We start from the raw sequence: 18,985 nt of genomic DNA, 5'->3' as shown, positions 1-18,985 counted from the left end.
TGTCGCATAGAGGCTTCATGAAGACTAATCTCTAAGCTTATATTAAGCCCGCCATAGCTCTTCATTGACCTGCTCTAACACAGCGTCCAAACGATCATGCAAGATTTTATCAAACTGCTTTACTCCGCCTACACTCGAAAATCGCTCATTGATAAACTGCTTATCCACCACAGTTTCGTATTGAAGCTGTTTTGCCAATCTGTCTAGCCACTTTCGCTGTAGTGGCGTCCAATCTTGGCTGGCGTAGATGTTTTGCATTGCCTGATTCACTCGGGTCTCAAATGGAACCAAAGGCTCTCCTAAGGCAGCTCGTCTGATATGACCAACCAAGCTTGAAGCAATATCCTGATTGGTCTTTTTACGCCAGGCGGAGCGCAGCTTGGCTTCGCTATATCCGGCGTTATCGAGCATAACTTTGATATCTTTAAGATCTTGTCGAGTTAGGTTTTTCGGGTTAGTCGTTACGACTGTTAAAGCAACTGAATCATTGAGGTTTTGGTGAATGAACTCATCGAAGCTCTCTAGATAATCGTCAGGTCGCTGATGTTCACCATAGCCTTGGGTACGATCAAGAAGCTCATCTTCACCTTCATATATGACAGGCATTCGATCAGATCCAGTTAGATACTTTACCTCTGTCAATTGGTTGAGTAGATTACGATGCTTAATTAAAAATGACTTAGCCTCTTCGATACCGCCTTCATGCAACGATTGATGTAGCTTCTCAGGTGCTACACCCCAGATATCCTGTAGCTCATCAAGCTTTTGTTTTAACTCTGGATTGCGCTCAGATTTTTTCTCTGCTTTGCGCATGACTCGCATTATCTTTTGTGATAGCTCATCTAGTACTTCTTGTTGATGTTGCTGTATTTTCTCATCTGAGATGATAAACCCATCTTTTTCAGAGTCATAAAGGGAATCTGGAGCACTTTGTGGCTGTGAGTCAGTAGCTGAACTATCGTTATCTTTATTATCAACTTGATAGTCTGTGACTTGTTCAGCTACCTTAGTATTGGAGGTGCTTGGCGTGCTATTTAATAACTCCTCAATTAGTTGATCGATGGTCACATTAGGCTTCTTTACCAGCGGCTTCATGGTATTCACCTCTTGTAATGAAGCAAATAAATCCACTGGGTCATATACCTTAAATAACGTCTTACCAATCTCATCACAGCGTCTGGTAGCACGACCAATCATTTGCTCAAACAAGATACGTGATTTCACCCGTCGTAAAAATACCAAGTGACAAATCTTGGGCACATCAATACCAGTAGTCAATAAATCTACAGTAATGGCGATGGTTGGAAACTTCTCATTTTTGTAGCAACGTATGAGCTGCCCAACTTTATCGCTAGCACCGGTAATTTTTTTGACCGAGTCCACATTGTATTCATCACCGTATAAATCTAAAAACACCTCATCCAATAGCCTCTTAACCATATCGGCATGCAAGTCAGTCGCACAGAAAATCAGTACTTTCTCATCGCCATTAGGGTCAATCTCTTGCGCTAATTGCTCACAAATGACACGGTTAAAACCTTCGGTAATAACAGCTCGGTTAAAGCTTGTTACTTCAAAATCCAGTTCATCTTCGAGCTCTGTCGTATCGATAGTACCTGTCATAGCATCAATGCGTTTTACCACTTCTCCTTTATCAAGATGAATACCGTTTTTAGTTAATAAGGTCTCATAACGAATGGGAGGTTCATAGTCTATTAACCAGTCTGCTGCGACTGCTTCACGGTAGGAATAGGTATAAACTGGCTTACCAAAAATCTCTGTCGTGTGTTTGGCTGGTGTCGCTGTTAAGCCAACTTTTACAGCATCAAAGTAATCTAATACACGGCGATAAGTAGACAGGTATTGCGTGTGATCGCGTACGGCAAGCTCTCCCTCGCTCATTTCTTGGTCTAGAGTGTATCCACGATGCGCTTCGTCAACAATAATACAATCATACTGATCCACGGTTGGTGGCTCGCCACTATCGAATATTCGTTTTACCATAGCTTGAACGGTTGACACTTGCACTCTAGTTTCGGCTTCTACTGCCATATCGCCGAGCTCTGTGATGTTATATATCTTCGATAAGGTTTGATTTTGTTCAAGCGGCATCTCCTGCATACTCTCAAAAGCCTGCTCGCCCAGTGCTGTTCTGTCTACTAAAAACAATATCCGCTTAAAACGTTCTGCTTTTAAGAAGCGATATATAAGACCAATGATGGTTCTGGTCTTACCCGTACCAGTCGCCATTGCCAATAGACACTTATTACTGCCTGCCTCTAAATTTGTTTCGACAGCTTTAATCGCATTTACCTGATAGTCCCTCAGCCCTAAATAGCTAAAAGACTCTTTATTTAGCTTATGTTCTGCTAATGATACGTCTCTTTTTAGTAAGTCTAATAAACCCTCAGGGCTATAGAAGTTTTCTAACGCTTTTGCCGGATTACTCTGCTTTCTGATATCTCGAAACCATATTCCCGATAGCTCTTGTAACTGTTTGATATAGGGACGCCCATTACATGAAAAGACGAAGGGAATATCAAAGCCTACTGCATTGTGCCAAGTCAGTGCCCCGTCAACCAGCTCATAAGCAGGCTTCATATTCCCAGTAAACTTAATACCTTTAGCGTAGCGTTCTGCTTGTTGTAGCTTACTGGCTACATTGGTATTTTGACGCTTTGCTTCGATAGCAGCTATTGGTATTAAACCTGCAAATAAAACGTAGTCAGCCTGACCACTTTTCATTGTCCACTCGGCAATGGCTTTGTTTTTACCAACCTCAGGTAGCTCACCATTCGCTTGTGTCATGATCTCGCTATCTACTTCCCAGCCCGCTTGCCGAAGCTGCTCATCGATCAAGATACGAGCCTCCGCCTCATCTGGGATAAAGTCCGCCAGCTTTACTCTAGCGGGAGGTTTGTTTCCTTCTTCAATAGACTTTTGCAGCTTTTCTTGTAGTGCTTGAATATCCTCTTCGAACTTTATCTGTAAGGTAAGCAGTTCTTCTTCTTGTTTCTGATACTGTTTGGCTAACTGATTTTTCTCTTCCTCCATCATCTCAGCTAACTGTAGGTATTCTTGTTTCTCTTGTTCGATCAAATCCGCTTCGGCTTGTCTTAGCTTAATCTGTGCTTCGATATCATTAGTTTCACTAGTGGCATTTTTTAGCTGAGCGGACAATTGACGTACCTGTTGGTTTAGCTTTTGAAGCTGCTCACTTGGGTCAGGTAGGTTTACAAAAGGCTTAGATTTAAACCTATCCCCCTCTTTACCATAAGTGCGGTGATACCAAAGACACAACATCCGTGCCTGCTTCAAGGCATTAGAAGCCTGATGGTGACTGGTCTTAAACTCATGAGTAGCCTCATTACCATCCTTTCGAAGCGAATGAAAAGTATCTTTTATATTTTTATCAAGATTTAGTTCTCGATCTAGCTTACCAATGAGATAACTTTGCTTAACGTCTGGCTCAAAGTAGATATTATTTTTATACGCAATATCTTTAGCCAACGCCTCTCCAAGTTGTCTCATTTTCATCAGTGTGGTATTAGGATCACTTCTAAAAACACGCTCACCGTTGCGAGCCAACTCCAAAAATATGGGGTCGTGCTCTTCCATGAAATAGAAGTTCGAAGAAATACTATTATTACTCATAACCCACCTTATGAAAGTGCCACCATATCGATTTTAATTTTAATAACCTTAAACTAATAATAGCAAACATTAATACAAAATATGTCAAAGACTTATGCATTAATATTTCATTAAATTTAGCTAAATCATATTTACAATGTTGTTATTCTCACTTAGGATGTTAATAAGGACGTCATAAAATTAAAAATGTTATTTTAAATAAACACTTAAAGGATGTATCAATATGGTTTACACAAGACAGAATGCTAAGTTGGATAACATTATAAATTCAAACGATCCTCAGTTAACCATAGATCGTATTTTGGCATTTAGCGTAGACAGTAGACCACTATATAGATACCGATTAAAACACGCCGACTTTATAGACTTACAGTGTCATTTAAGGAAAAATTGCGCTTGTTTTTATAATGTCGATAAAGTCACCAAATATAGTCAAGCGTTAGATAAACTATTCGTTTTATATGCTGCTGAGTGGTGGCGCCGAGAATATAAAGGTGATTGGAGATGGTCTGATTTACTCGCTTCAATAGATATCGTGCATAGTGATATAAGCAATCAAGACTTAATAAAGATAACAGAAAGTGGCTTAGAAAAATGGGATAGAGAAATAAGTCGCACAACGTTAAACCGTCGAAGCGCCATGGGTTCTTTTTTAAGAGAAGGCGGCCTACCCATTAATTATTTTAATGCATCAGGTGGCTGGCTTGACCTCTTATATGGTGCCATGAAGGTAAAAGCCCAAGATGGAGAAACTCGTTTATACTTTGATCATCATATAAACCGCTTGCCGAAAACGTCTGGACGTGATGATATTATTGATACCCTAGTCGCACTTGTCGATGATATTCATAACTTAGTACTTACCTATCAACTGATTGATCAACCCAATCCTATTGAGCACTTAGACAAGACCACCAATGGAGGCTGGACTGACTTTTTTCCTTTTTCTCTAGAGGACGAATCTGCCCGTGAACTATTGACAAGCTTAGTTGTCGATTCAACTCGAAGCGTTAAAAATAAAAATCCAGCTTATGAAAATGACTGGTTTAAAACCATACAGTTGAAACGTACTCTTGACATAAGTCTTAATAACCACTCTGTCACTCTTAGCGCAAAAATATCGGCGCCCAAATTTTTAAGCCTTAATGGCAATGCCGAGAAGATTACCGATGAAGATATTGGCTTGCTATTTTATGATCAAGAACATGATAGTGTTATAGGCAAGTGGGAAGCCAGTCCAATTCACTCTCAAGACAGGATGATTCTGAGGTCCGCTCATAGTGTTAATATAGGTCAAGACCTTTGGCATTCATCAATTACGCTTCATCTGACTGACTCTCTTGGTAAGATTATTAAGGGGTTAACCGATAATCAAAACAACCCCATTAACCCCTATCAAAATTCAAGCATGAATGAGGTCGATGTTGATGCTCCTTTCTTAGCCAGTATTCAACGAGAAGGTGATAATAATATTATCGCTGAATATGAAGGTAGCTATAACCAATCTGTTAAAGAAGATAACGCTATCATTTTTGTACCAGAAGGCTGGAAGCATGACTTAGATCCTAATAGTGAGCTCCAAGCTGTTGCTAAGCTTCATTCAAATAAAATGCTAGGCTCATTATATAAACTGACAGGAAAAATTGTCGTTACAGATGGTACCCAAAAATATACTTTCAAAACCAATAGCCAAGACGCCAATTATCAATATGAAGTAGTTGGTAGGCAGCTAGTAGATTTCAGTTATCCAAGTAAGGTCATTAAAGGTGATATCGCTGTTACAGCAATCAGTAAAGAAGACTCTAAAATCAGAAGTACTGTTCCAAAACATCGGCTATTGCTAGCGCCGATTCTAGATAATCAAGGCCATATTGGTAATTACAAAACGCTTAATGAATATCGTGAAACGCCATCAGGATGTTATCGAATACAAGTTCGTGATGAGAGTGATAATGTATTGTTTAGTACCAATTTAGGTCTGGTTCCTCATGATTTTCGTTACAGATTACAACCATTAAATAGTGATACAAATGAAGCTGTAGGCAACATACACCTAACCAGCCGTGACATCGTTAAACTGGAAGCCTATTCTCCACATACTTTAAATTGCCAAACAGTTAGCTTAAATGAAAAAAAATTCAAACTGAGTGTCAATAAGGTTCCTAGTGAGAAAATCACTTTAAATGTAGCTTTCATGTCCAGTGATAAGGGACATGCTATCGCGCATGCCACCACTCGCCCGCTAAGATTTCAGTGCTACTTCCCAAGTAGTCAGACCGTTATTTATGACCGGCATCAAGGGCAGTTAAGCAACGCTCTCCATCTTAATATCGATGATAATCTTAATGGATATAGAGTCAAAGTTTTCAATCCTACAAGGGCTCGCAAAGCAACAGTAGAGTTCAGGCTCAACTCACAGCGTGATAATATCCTAAGTGCGACTTATGGTGTTGATGCCAACAAGTTTTTAGAGTTAAAACCTGTCGATTGGCTGCCTACCATCAAACGTTTAATGTCGTTAAGTGAACAAGGTTTGGATGAAAAGGTTAAAGTTACTTTAAGATTAGGTGGGACTGAACATTTCAATATTACGTTTGGACATTATCATTACCAGCTGTATATTGAACATGAAGGCCAGTGTATTGAGCTTGCAAGCAGACATAAATATACAGCATCAAGCATGCATGAGCAAAATGAGCTAGCAGAGCTTTATAAACATTCTGATATTCAAGCATTTAGTTTTATTAACCCTGAAGAAGTAATAACCCTATCGAAGACTAAGTCGCCAGTATCTGAGGAAACTAAATACCTATGGTCAACAACCTCTTTACAAGACGCCGCTGAGGGCACCTATCTGGTTTATTTAGTTCCTAGTCTAGTTTATTACAGTGAGGACAACGCATCAAATGTAGACACTACTGATAACTTACAGTCAAATAAGATTTCAGATATTTCAAACAAACTTATTCGTTCCACTGTATATCAGGTTATACACTCTGATTACCTTGATGATAACAACACGAATAATAACAACACAGATAACTATGCCACAGAACCGCAGTTGCCATTATCAAATGGTGGCTTAGATTTAGATAATAATAATGACTCTGGTAATAATAACTTACCAGAAACAACTCCTATAAACCCAGCTTCTGATAGCAAAATCAATATTCTAGATAGCACCATCGAATCAGATTTACCGCAAAATGATGTGCTTACTCTAGCAGACGCCAGTAAGATATCAAAAGAGCACTTGAGGCTTAAAGCAATGCGTCGCATTTATCGCATTATGGCGTTTGACCCAGAACACTCAGAATGGACTTACCTAAAAAAAGTATCGACCAATTGCATTCAACTACCGCTAGTCACTCTTGATAACTGGGTGGCTGCACGCCAAGTTCCAGAGTTTATGTGTGCTGTTATTATCTATGGTACAAACGGCTTTATACTGAGCCCAGATATCGTCACCAAAGTTAAAGACGAAATTGGAATTATCTGGAGCCTATTAAGTTATGAGGACTTTAAAAATATTTACGACCGGGCTATACAAGAGCTTAAAAAGGAACTTAAAAAGGAACTTAAAAAGGAACTTAAAAAGGAGCTCACTGAATTCAAAAACATTAGTGAGGATCAAATACAAGATCTTCTACTACCAACACTTGAAGCTCTTAATAAAGAGCTTCAAGCCCTCTCACCGACTTTCAGCGCTTGGTTAAATTATAGTGACACTAGTGACGGACACCTCAAACATCAAGTTTCCGGTGCTTTGAATTACTGCTTAGGCGAACTTATCAAGCAGAAGCAACTGGTTAATGCTGAATGGCCCAACAACCCTAAGTTAGTAAACATCATCAAACAAGTGGTTAATGAAATAGACTCTCACTGCGCTTTAAATATTGATATCCCTAAGTCAAGTGACTACATCACTTCTACGGCTATGCTTCCCATTATAGCTGGTTGGCTTTCTGCTGAACCAAGTCATAGCGACCTCTACCTTATTGACGAAAATAAAGCTCACGATGAGCAATATATTCATCGTTTAAAAAACCTGCGTAAAAAACTGAGTCGTCAAAAGGTTGCAATCTATGAGGTTATGAAGTTTGCGCCAAGTTGGTATCAATACTCATACGAAGTAGCTTTCTCATGGTTTAACCACTGTCATAACACTAACAAGTAAAGGCACCTCTTTAATTTATCGCATAAGGAATTTATAGTGAACAAGTTACCTTTAATCCCTGAAAAACAACAATATTTTTATTCCCAATATAACGATATAAAGCATAATGCTGTTGAGTCTACCTCAGGTATTTTACGTTTTGCTAATCAAAACTTACGTGAACATCTCATCAAAGAGTTATCACACGACAATGCGACTGGTAATGGCAACCAAGGCCTAATGGGTAACCCTGTATTTGAAGTATTATTCCCTTGGGAGGCTCAACAAAAAAAAATGGCCGAGTTTGGTGGCGGCCTATTACACCCAAAAGTTGCCAATATGCTAGTAAACAGTATTCCTGTACCCTATAAGCATCAAGCAAAGTCTTGGGAAATATTAAATCAGAAAGACAAGGTTAACTCATTAATTGTCACCAGTGGTACAGGCTCTGGTAAAACTGAATGTTTTATGGTGCCAATTTTAGATGACTTAGTGAGACAGCAGGAAATCGAGAAAGAAAGACTGAAAGGTGTCCGAGCTTTATTTTTATATCCTTTAAATGCGCTTATCAACTCACAGCGTGAACGCTTAAGCGAATGGGCAGATTCATTAGGAGCAGATACCCCAAATAATAAAATTCGCTTTAGTCTCTACAATGGCGATACACCAGAGAACCCAGCGAAAGGTGCGCCAAAAGATACTGCTGAAGTACTTTCACGAAAAGGTTTAAGAGAAGATCCTCCTCCCATTTTGGTTACTAACGCAACCATGCTGGAGTATATGCTTATTCGCCAAAAAGACGCGCCTATTATTAATCAATCTAAAGGAAAGCTGCGTTGGATCGTACTGGACGAGGCGCATAGCTATACAGGCTCTACTGCTGCAGAGATGTCTCTATTATTACGCAGGGTGATGATTGCATTTGATGTTAAACCCGATGAGGTTCACTTTATTGCTACCTCAGCAACTATCGGAGATGATGAAGAGGCACAATACAATCTCAAGAATTTTTTAGCGTCTTTAGCAGGTGTTGATAAACAGCAAATTCATATCGTGTCTGCCAAACGTAACGTTCCATCTATCTCTCCTGTTAATAGCAAACCTCTTAACCAAGTAGAGTCATTAGAAAATATTGCTCAAATTGATGCTGATAAATTTGTCAGCCATGATCGATTTAAAGCATTGCTAAATCATCCCTTTGCTCAAAAAATTAGACAGCAATTTGTACAGAGTAATGAAAATGGTGTTGTCACTAAAACTCAAAGCCTTAAACAACTAACTGAGGTTTTAAAGGATGACATCAATACCTTACTGCTTAATAGCAATATACAAGCATCCAACATAGATTACTTACTAAACTGGCTAGATGTGTGTTCAAATACTAAGCATACTAATGATGCACCTGCATTCCTTCCCCTGCGCTCTCATTTTTTCCAGCGCACTTTATCTGGCTTATATGCTTGCGTAAACCCAAACTGTAGTGGCAAACATGATACACCGCTATCAGGCGTCAAAGATAACGGCCAACCTAACTGGGAGTTTGGCTATGTCTATTCTAATCAACAAACCCGTTGCTCACACTGTCATTATCCAGTATTTGAGCTAAGTTACTGCGATGATTGTCAAGCTCCTCACCTTCTTGTCCAAAAAGACAGTGTTCTGGTAGATGGTTCAAATAAGACAAAATGGACTCAGTTTAGCCAACTTAAGGATGATGATTTTACCTTAGATAGACCCTCTACTGTTGATGAGGATGATTCGATAGATAGTCCGATAGATGGATATGATGAAGAGAATACAGGCAACTTTCAGCCCATATTACTTCTTCCTACCTGGTCTAGTAAGCACAACCTCGTCGATGAAGTAGCTAAAGATGAATCTACTTATCTTTATCCTAGCAATATAGATAGTGAAGGTATCGAATATACAATCAAAGCAGATGATAGGGTTGAAGTTATTATAAAAAACGAGGATGCACCGTTATCTCCTCTTAACCACTGCTATTTCTGCGACAACCAGAGTGTTAAAAAACCCGTTATCAGAGCGGCGCGCTTAGGAGCACCCTTTTATATGGGTGCTGCAGCGCCTCTTTTACTAGAACATTGCCCTCCTTTTGAGAAGGATACAGACAGCAAACCTGCTCAAGGTAGAAGGATGATTACTTTTACTGATAGCAGACAAGGCACTGCCCGTATAACGATGAAGCTACGTCAGGATTCTGAACGTCGCAGTTTAAGACATATCGTATATTACAATCTAGCTCAACAATTCAAGTCATCCCAAGGGCTAACTCAGGAAGAACAACTGGAACTCGCTGAACTTGAACAGTTAGTAGCGCAAACCAAAAATCCATTGATTAAAAAAACTTTTGAAGAGAAAGTTGAGAGTCTTAAAAATAAAAGCAAAGTTCAACCTCCCTTATTGGAATGGAAGGAGGTTGTGCAATCGATTGCCAATCATCCTGAGTTCAAATTCTTATCAAAGAGTATCAGTAAGATTGCCGATATTAATCATATTCATGATGATTTCCAAAAAGCAGAGCTCTTACTCTTAAACGAAATAGCTTATCGACCTAAAAACCATAACTCTCTTGAAACCATGGGATTGGTATCGTTTAGTTACCCCCAGTTAAATGACATCTCTACGGACAACTTTGAGGAATGGAATGAATTAGGCTTTTCCAATGAAGATTGGAAGGATTATTTAAGTCTACTATTGACCTATTATGTTAGGGAACAACGTATCCTGAATCTTAGTGACAATAAAACGAAGTCACTAAACACTAGGTTTTTTAGTATAAAACAACTGGTTAAGCCCAACTCAGAGCTTAAGCTAGACAAAGAAGACAGTAAGATTACCCGTGAATGGGTACAGGTCAACACCCATGCACCTAACAATAGTATGCGTATGGTTCGCTTATTAGCGTTGGCTGCAAATTTAAACTTATCAGATAAACGTGATGAAGATATTATTAACACTATTCTACTCAGGGCTTGGAATGACCTTATTAAAGTAGGCCTACTAACCCCGAAGCCTATAAGTGGAGGCATACAGGTTTACCAGCTGGACTTTTCTGATACCTATTTAAGCATTCCATTAGAAGTCTGGGTCTGCCCTATCACCAACCGACTACTGCCAAAAACCTTTAAAGGCATTACCCCTTATATACCTCGTCATTCAAAAATTAAAGAGTTAGCTGAGAAAAAACAGCAGTTCTTATGCCGTTTAGAGTCGATAGATATCTTCACGCCATCTCCTGGTGAACTCCGCTTTAAACGTGAAGCTGAAAACTGGTTAGACAATAATGATACTATTCAAAGACTTCGTAAAGAAAATCTATGGAGTGATGTTTCAAGCGATGTCATTCGAGGTGTCAATACACTTGTTACAGAAGAACACTCCGCACAGCTTAGTTCAGCATGCTTAAAAGAGTACGAGAAGAGCTTTAAAGACGGTGATATTAATATTTTGAACTGCTCTACAACAATGGAGATGGGGGTTGATATAGGCGGCATATCTAGCGTTGCAATGAGTAACGTACCGCCTCATCCTGCTAACTACCTTCAGCGTACTGGACGTGCAGGTCGAAGTAGAGAAAGCACTGCCACAGCCTTCACTCTGTGTAAGGATAACCCACACGAACAGATGGTATTTAATAATACGCTATGGGCATTTAATACTCAAATCTCACCGCCATATATTACGCTTGATAGTGAGCGTATTGTTCAAAGGCATGTTAATGCTTATTTATTAGCGTATTTCTTGCCTAAATTAATACCAGAAAATGAGTCCCCTATTACCCTTAACTCTGGCCTCTTCTTTTTCAACTGGACAGACACCAGTTATAAAGACATTGAGACCATTATTAAAGCTACAATTAAGGAAGCTATAGAGCAAGAGGTAAATAAAGATAATGAAACCAGCGATTTAATAATTGCTGACATTAATGAATCACTTGAAGTTAGCTTTGAGGATGAGTCAGAACTATACAAGAACTTATATTGTAATTTATTGAAACGATCACCTGCCTATTCGTTCATTAAAGAGCTAAAGCTATTGACACAACTTGATAGAAACTCTGAAAATATTGAAACCTTACAGCCAAATATAGATAGGATTCGAAAACTAAGCGCCTTAGAGTCCGTTTCGATCACTGAAATTATTCACAATAGCTTTCTGGATCTGGCTAAAGCACAAAGCTACTTAGTCAATAGAGTAGCTAGACGTATTGAAGAATACCATACCTTTAGTGACTCTAAGTCAAGCTACTTGGCTAAGTTAGTATTTGACATACGAAGCATTGCTAGTGGTTATTTATTGTCTGACTTGGCGCGACATAACTTCTTACCCCGCTACGGCTTCCCTTCTGGGCTGGTCGAATTTGATTTATACAGCTTGTATGCTGAGAATACCGATAAATCAAACTCTAAAAAATCAAATCAAACTGTCAATCCAGTTAACGTTAATCTATCTTCTAGAATAGACAATTTAAGCACTTATGCTAATAAACCCGTACGTGATATCGCTATTGCTATTAGAGAATATGCGCCAGGAAATGAGATTGCAGTAGACGGCCTTGTCTATCGTTCAGCAGGTTTAGAGCTAAGCCGATATTATAGCTCTGGTAGTAACGATGCCCAGATTATCAATGTATTTGCTAGATGTAAGCATTGCGGCGCCATGGATGTCTACCCAAGCGCCAAACATATCTCTTGTAACAGCTGTGGCACAGTTATTAAGACCGACTCCTCTATCAAGACTGACTTATCTGATAATCAAGCTGACTTCTTTGAGTCTGGCAATATCAAACGCAAAATAAACCATGATATTGTAACTTATGTCGAACCTATGGGGTTCAGAGTAGATTACTACACTGCTCCTCATAACAGTATCGAACATCAATCCTTTGTTCCTGTAGAAGACCCAAAGATTCAGGCAAAAGGTAGTCTGCACCCTCTGATTTCTCCTGACGTGGGATCCTTCCGCACAGATGAGAATGGATTAGTATTCCATCAAAGTAGTGGTGTATATGGTCATGGATACTTTATCTGTTTAGGATGTGGTCGAGCAGAATCAACTCGTTTTGATCGTCGAAAAAATCCTGACAGATGGGATGAACAACGTACCAATTTCCTTAAACATTTACCAATGAAGCCTATAAGTAAAGGTCAGGTATCTAAAGAAGATCTAAAGTCTGGTGCATGTGATCCTGACGAAAAGGGGTATTTAGTACAAAACCTATTCATTGGTGCTCAAGACAGAACCAACGTGTTTGAGATGTACTTAAAAGACCCAGAAAATGGCAGGTTTTTAAATACTGAGGAAGATAAAGTTATAGCCCAGACTCTATCAGTAGCTTTTCGAGATGCTTTAGCTGCGTGTCATGGTATTGATGCTGAAGAATTAGGCTTTGGTATTAGGCAAATAGAAATAGAACAAGATGTAGCATATGCCATTAGTATTTATGATAAAGCCAGTGGTGGTGCAGGATTCTCAAGTACAGCGCATCAGTATCTGGACAAACTATTCAAGCAAGCGAAGTCAGTATTGAGCTGTGATGATGAATGTGACTCAGCTTGTCACAGCTGCTTACTGTCTTACGATACAAGATTTATTAGCCATAAGCTCAATCGAATCAAAGCTCTTGAGTACTTAGAAAGCATCTCTAACCTTCTTGAGCTACCAGACTATGCTAAGAACTTATTACCTGAGGCAAGCTACTGTGGTCAGTCAATTGATGAAAGAGTTGCACATTATTTCCTACGTGGCTATAAACAAGTTAGACTATATTTACAAGGAGATCCTAAAGACTGGGATATATCAGCAAGATTATTTGATCTTGTTGCAACTTGGAATTATAACGGCAATGACGTTCAGATAGCGATCAATGAGAACTCCCTATCTAACCTTGATGATATTTCTAAGCTTCAGCTAACCACATTAAGCTCATTTAGTAAGGTTGAACTATCAACCTATAAGAGCGATAAACTCTTCCTCTCAAACCATTACCTTCTTCAAATGGTTGAAGGAGATAAAAGCAGTTTACCAGTAACCTTAGCGACTACGGGTAAGGGCAGTTATGTTCCAAACTTCGATTTTTGGTACGTTGAATCAGAAGATATAACAGTTGAGTCTACTACAGCAGAGCTATTAAATACGAACCCACTAGATATTGAACGATTAAAGCCAGACGCAGAGAACGATACTCTTGAACTTAAGATTTACAGTGAGCTAGACGGCCCTATTAAAGAGGTTGGCGCTAAGTTTTGGGAGTTTATGAGACAACAATATAAACACCTTGATAATCAGCTTTCTAAAAAAGTTGATATTATACAAATAGAGTACTCTGACCGATATCTAGTAACGCCTTTAACAGTTTTACTGATCGGTGAGATAATTTATGGGCTTAAGTCTATTTATGATGAAGACAATCTATGGACTGATCCACAAGTAACAATTCGAACTACCGAAGCCAAAAATGATAGAAACCCTTATAAGATAGATCATAACTGGAAAGATGCTAACGATCAGGAAAAAGTGTTGCGAAACTTCCTAAAGGATCTTGGGCTAATTGCTAATGTTGGCATATATTCAAAGAATTCAGTTAATCATCGTCGACATCTGAAGATATTTTGGTCTGATAATTCTGTGACAATTATCGTACCAGACCAAGGTGTTGGCTTCCTTGAGCCTTCAAAATCTAATCCTTTTACGTTTCGCTCTAGCGCACTAGATCAAGCTTCAACCCTTCTTGATACTTCTAAATCAAGCAAACTATTGAAGGCTACAGAAGGCAAAGCAAACTATTTCTATATTTCCCACTATGAGAAAAAGTAGTTGCAGCCTGATAATTATAAGATATTGATATTAAATCGGTAACTCCTTCTTTAGAAGTAGTTACCGATTTAAAGCTAAAGTTTACAACACCACTACCAAAGGAACGTATATGTTAGTCAAAAATCTTACTTTAGCATTACTTACAGGGCTAACTGTATTTTATAGTAATGCTAATGCAGAAGACTATACCAAATATGGCGTCACAGTTAATGTATGCGGATTTGACTCTGACAATGTCAATTTCTGTACTGATAAGCGTATTAAAGCGTATGCTAACATTATTAAAACCCGTCGCCCTAACTTCGATAAAAACAAGATTATATATATCTTTGAAGCAGATAAAGCCTTGATGGACTTGCCTGAGCCCTATATTAATAAATACTATCGTATGGTAGTTATTGACCCTAATCGTAAGACAGTTATGCCTGCTGGCTTTGGCATTACAGAAGCTAGAGATTATGATGGTAATTTATTACGAGTTAATGATAAAGGTGAGTCCTTAGAGTTTGATTTTAATATTAACTCTAATAAATTTTGTTTTAGTGGAAATTGGGATGAATATAGACGTGGCGCACCTTATCATAACCAACCCTACTGCTTCATTTACGACAAGGAGCAAGGAGATGAATACAAATATTTTCATTTTGATGTGCTAGGGTACAAGACTGACTGATTATTATAGTTACCTAGGCGAATTAATATAAAGCTAAGCATACTTAAGATTAATCTCATAGTAAGGAATATTAATGGGCATACCTTCTACATTGAAGCTATATACCAATAGGCATAACTGTTAAATCATCTATGCTCTAACCGCTATTTATGCCCATTAAATCTATTATATTTTCTTTTATCAAGCTCAAAACGCTGCAAATGAGTCAGTAGTAGGTATGCTAATATACATAAATTAGTAAGCCTTGGCTCGCATAATATGGAGATACATTATTAAGCTAAGCGCTCGTCTGCCATAGTACAAGTACTATTACTCATACTAAAGATAAGCTAACAGTCCTGGATCATCTTTCAATACAATATAAAAAAACTTCAAACCTTAGAGTTTTATAATCAAAATGCAGATATGTTTATAGAACACACTAGACATGTCAGCATGACCGCATTGTATGATGTGTTTGTTGCAAACCTACCCCTGCACATTGGAATTCCACAACATATTCTTGATGTTGGTTGTGGCTCAGGACGTGACAGCTTTTATTTTTCAAATAATCTCGGAATGAATGTCACTGCTATTGATGGTAGTGAAACGTTAATTAATAACGCTCAAAAATACTATGAGCTAAGTCATGTTAACTGGCTACATTTACGTTTTGACGATATTAGCAGTACCTTTTATAAAAACCAATTTACTGGCATATGGGCGTGTGCCTCATTACTTCATGTTCCCTACTCAGATTTGCCAGATTTAATGAGTGACTTACTCAATACGCTAATTACGGATGGCGTATTATATGCTTCTTTTAAATATGGCACTGAAGAACGGACAGATGACAGTGGTCGCTTTTTTTGCGATATGAATGAGGCGCGTTTGCTTGAGGTTTTAAACCAGCTTCGTATTGGGTGTGCTATCGAATATGACTGTTGGATTACTTCGGATCTCAGAGACGATCGGGATAATAAATGGTTGAATGTTTTGGTGAGTAAGAGATAATGGTTGAGTTGTTTATTTAATCACGAAAAGAAATTTGGAACTGATGTTTATAAAACCAACTTATGATCTTTTTCAGTTCCAAAGCTCACAAGTTTAACACAAACATGTTGACTATAAACTATCCAAATCTGATTAATTTCAGATAATAGCTTATTATTAAGGGGACTAAATCCACCCTCACTTTATATTATTTAAAACTCTAAAGGTAAATCAAACTTCTGAATTAAGCTATGTTTATAATCTTCTAAATCATAAACTACCCCGTAATTTGCTATTAAGAAAATGCACAAACAACTTCATCGTAGTTCTGATCTATGCTTTGAAGCCCTAGAAAGGAATCTTCGTACTTAGGACTGAAGAACTCCTCTAAATTCTCTGCAATACCATATTTTGACTCGCATCCTGCATTACCACCCATATAAACTGCATAGACATAAAGAGGCTGGTATCCTTTTTTTTGCCACTTATAAAACTTTTGATCAAACCTGCCATCTACATCACAATTTGTTTCGATGCGTACCAGATCATTTGAATCAAAAAAGTCAGTAACCGCATAAACCCCTTTAAGCTCCTCATCCTCAGCATAGCCTTGCCCAGAGCTAAGTACAATAAGCTTAGGCTGCTGCTGTGTACCATAGGCCGTCATATAACTATTCTCTATCACATTAGCATCAATAGAATAGTTTGGGTCGCCTTGTATACTTTTATCTTTCTCAGGAGTTTTATTAAGCCACTCTTTGACGTTTGGCATATTAGCTAAATTCTTCCAAGTCCATTCCTGATTAGGTTTAAGCGCTAAATAGTCAGTAGTAGAAGCAAATTTTGCAGTACCTAAAGTTGTCATATCTTGTTCAGGATTAGCCTGCTCTTCTTAATCACTCACGTCTTCATAAAATTTATTTGTACGACTTATGCCTGTTGGGCGCTGAGTCTCTTGACCCTTAGTATCAATACAAAACTCTCTACCTTCATAATCGTTCACAATAGCAAAACCATTTTTAAAGTTTATTTTACCTTCATAATCATCCCAAAAGACTCTGGTAAAATTCATTGGAATGACCAGTTTGCCTGTCTTGTCGATATAGCCGTACTTAAAGTTGTCGCTATTTTCTTCATAATTAAAAACAGCAGCTAGACCATTTAAAAAATCGTTAACTTGCTCATACGCTAAATTAATTCCGATAACTGACTTATTTTCTCGATCGATATAGCCCCATTTGCCGTCTTTATGTACTGCAATCAAGCCTTCACTAAGGTTTCCGATATTGTCATATTCAAACGGAACTACTACTTTATTTTCTTTATCGATTAGACCGTATTTGTAAACCGTATCTTGTGATAAATTTGCAGCTGAAGCAAAACCATCATAGAAATCATTTAAAACATCATACTTATGACCCCTGCTGTCAAATCCGTACACCTAAACTTGGGAGATTTTAATCAGGCAGCTTGACGATAGAAATCCATCCAAACTTGTCTTGGCGATCTCATACCTAAACTCTGCTGAATCCTGACTTGATTGTAATCTAACTCAATATATTTCAAGATGCTGTTGATTGCTTCAAATCGAGTTTTATAATTATGATGATATACCAGCTCATTCTTTAAAACGCCCCAGAAGCTCTCTATTGGCGCATTGTCATAACAGTTACCTCTCGCACTCATAGATCCTTTAAAACCGTGTTTAGTGATCATTTTGCGATAATCATCGCTGCAATACTGACTACCTCTATCTGAATGCACAATAAGTCCTTGGCTAGGTCTTTTATCTTTGATTGCTTTATTTAAGGCCTTACAGACTAAATCAGTCTTCATGCGTTTATCGATAGCGTAGCCAACCAGTTCTTTGGTATACAAATCTTTAACGCCTGCCAAATAAAGCCAGCCCTCATCTGTCCAGATATAGGTGATATCACTGACCCAGACACAATTAGGACGATTAACGCCAAACTTCTGTTTAAGCAGGTTAGGATAAACACGCTTGTTATGCTCTGAGTCCGTTGTCACTTTAAAGCGCTTATGACGTCTACATTTGATACCATGTTCTTCTTTGATACTACGTACCATATACTTGCTGACATCGTGTCCTTGTTCATTTAGGTGAGCATGCAGACGCTCATAGCCATATCGTTCTTTGGTCTTCCTGTGCGCAGCTTTTACAAGCAGCTCACAGTGATTGCGATGTATTTGCTGAACACTGATGTCACGCTTTTTCCAGTCATAGTAGCTTGATGGTTTGATATCAAGGTTTTTGCACATGGCTGTGATACTAAATTCATATTTGTGATGGTCAATAAAGGCGTACCTTACTGATCGTGTTTGGCAAAGTACGCCGTAGCCTTTTTTAATATCTCTCGCTCTTCTTGTGCTATTTTTAGTTCACGCTTTAAACGCTTAATTTCTTCAAGGGCTGAAACAAGCTCTGGATCGTATTGCTTAGTACCTTTGAGTTTGCCTTGATTGGCTTTTCGTTGCCAATTGGCTAGTGTCTGCATTGGTAGCCCTAAATGCCTTGCTGTGGCACTGACATTGCCACCATTATTCTCTATTGCTTTGACCGCTTCTGCTTTAAATTCTTCACTGTATCTTTTAGCTTTCTTTGTCATGGTAAACTCCTAATTGTCTTCCTTAGTTTACCAAGTTTTTATCTACGGTTTTTTCAGCATAGCTCA

General features: G+C 38.4%; 8 protein-coding genes. 4 read left to right on the top strand and 4 right to left on the bottom strand.

Going from position 1 to position 18,985, the window contains the following annotated elements; genetic code table 11:
* Positions 1-42: 42 nt before the first annotated feature.
* Positions 43-3,654: a type I restriction-modification system endonuclease gene (gene hsdR, locus AC2SLT_RS12400; protein ID WP_486547963.1), complete on the bottom strand. Its 3,612-nt coding sequence runs from the start codon at positions 3,652-3,654 to the stop codon at positions 43-45.
* A gap of 223 nt (positions 3,655-3,877) precedes the next feature.
* Here hsdR and AC2SLT_RS12395 point away from each other — a divergent pair, with 223 nt between their 5' ends.
* From AC2SLT_RS12395 to AC2SLT_RS12380, 4 genes are all read left to right on the top strand, one after another.
* Complete coding sequence (locus tag AC2SLT_RS12395) at positions 3,878-7,831, top strand: STY4851/ECs_5259 family protein (protein ID WP_486547962.1); 3,954 nt, start codon at positions 3,878-3,880, stop codon at positions 7,829-7,831.
* A 36-nt stretch (positions 7,832-7,867) separates the two neighbouring features.
* Positions 7,868-14,647: a DEAD/DEAH box helicase gene (locus AC2SLT_RS12390; RefSeq protein WP_486547961.1), complete on the top strand. Its 6,780-nt coding sequence runs from the start codon at positions 7,868-7,870 to the stop codon at positions 14,645-14,647.
* Between the two features lie 109 nt (positions 14,648-14,756).
* Positions 14,757-15,320: a hypothetical protein gene (locus AC2SLT_RS12385; protein ID WP_486547960.1), complete on the top strand. Its 564-nt coding sequence runs from the start codon at positions 14,757-14,759 to the stop codon at positions 15,318-15,320.
* Between the two features lie 435 nt (positions 15,321-15,755).
* Positions 15,756-16,313, top strand: coding sequence for a class I SAM-dependent methyltransferase (locus AC2SLT_RS12380; RefSeq protein WP_486547959.1), 558 nt, complete (start codon positions 15,756-15,758; stop codon positions 16,311-16,313).
* Between the two features lie 274 nt (positions 16,314-16,587).
* Here AC2SLT_RS12380 and AC2SLT_RS12375 read toward each other — a convergent pair whose 3' ends face one another.
* The 3 genes from AC2SLT_RS12375 to AC2SLT_RS12365 all read right to left on the bottom strand — a co-directional run bounded on the left by AC2SLT_RS12375 (position 16,588) and on the right by AC2SLT_RS12365 (position 18,919).
* On the bottom strand, positions 16,588-17,157 hold the full coding sequence (locus AC2SLT_RS12375; protein WP_486547958.1) for a hypothetical protein: 570 nt from the start codon (positions 17,155-17,157) through the stop codon (positions 16,588-16,590).
* Positions 17,158-17,184: 27 nt separating this feature from the next.
* On the bottom strand, positions 17,185-17,733 hold the full coding sequence (locus tag AC2SLT_RS12370) for a WG repeat-containing protein (protein WP_486547957.1): 549 nt from the start codon (positions 17,731-17,733) through the stop codon (positions 17,185-17,187).
* A gap of 20 nt (positions 17,734-17,753) precedes the next feature.
* Positions 17,754-18,919, bottom strand: a protein-coding gene (locus AC2SLT_RS12365) for an IS3 family transposase (RefSeq protein ID WP_486547055.1) whose coding sequence is annotated in 2 segments (ribosomal slippage) — positions 17,754-18,649 and positions 18,649-18,919 — 1,167 coding nt in all. Because the reading frame shifts where the segments join, the coding sequence is not laid out codon by codon here.
* Between the last annotated feature and the right edge of the window lie 66 nt (positions 18,920-18,985).

It is taken from the genome of Psychrobacter sp. CX18, assembly GCF_057396215.1.
The sequence above is the reverse complement of the archived record's forward strand: the minus strand, read 5'-3'. Positions and strand labels throughout refer to the sequence as shown.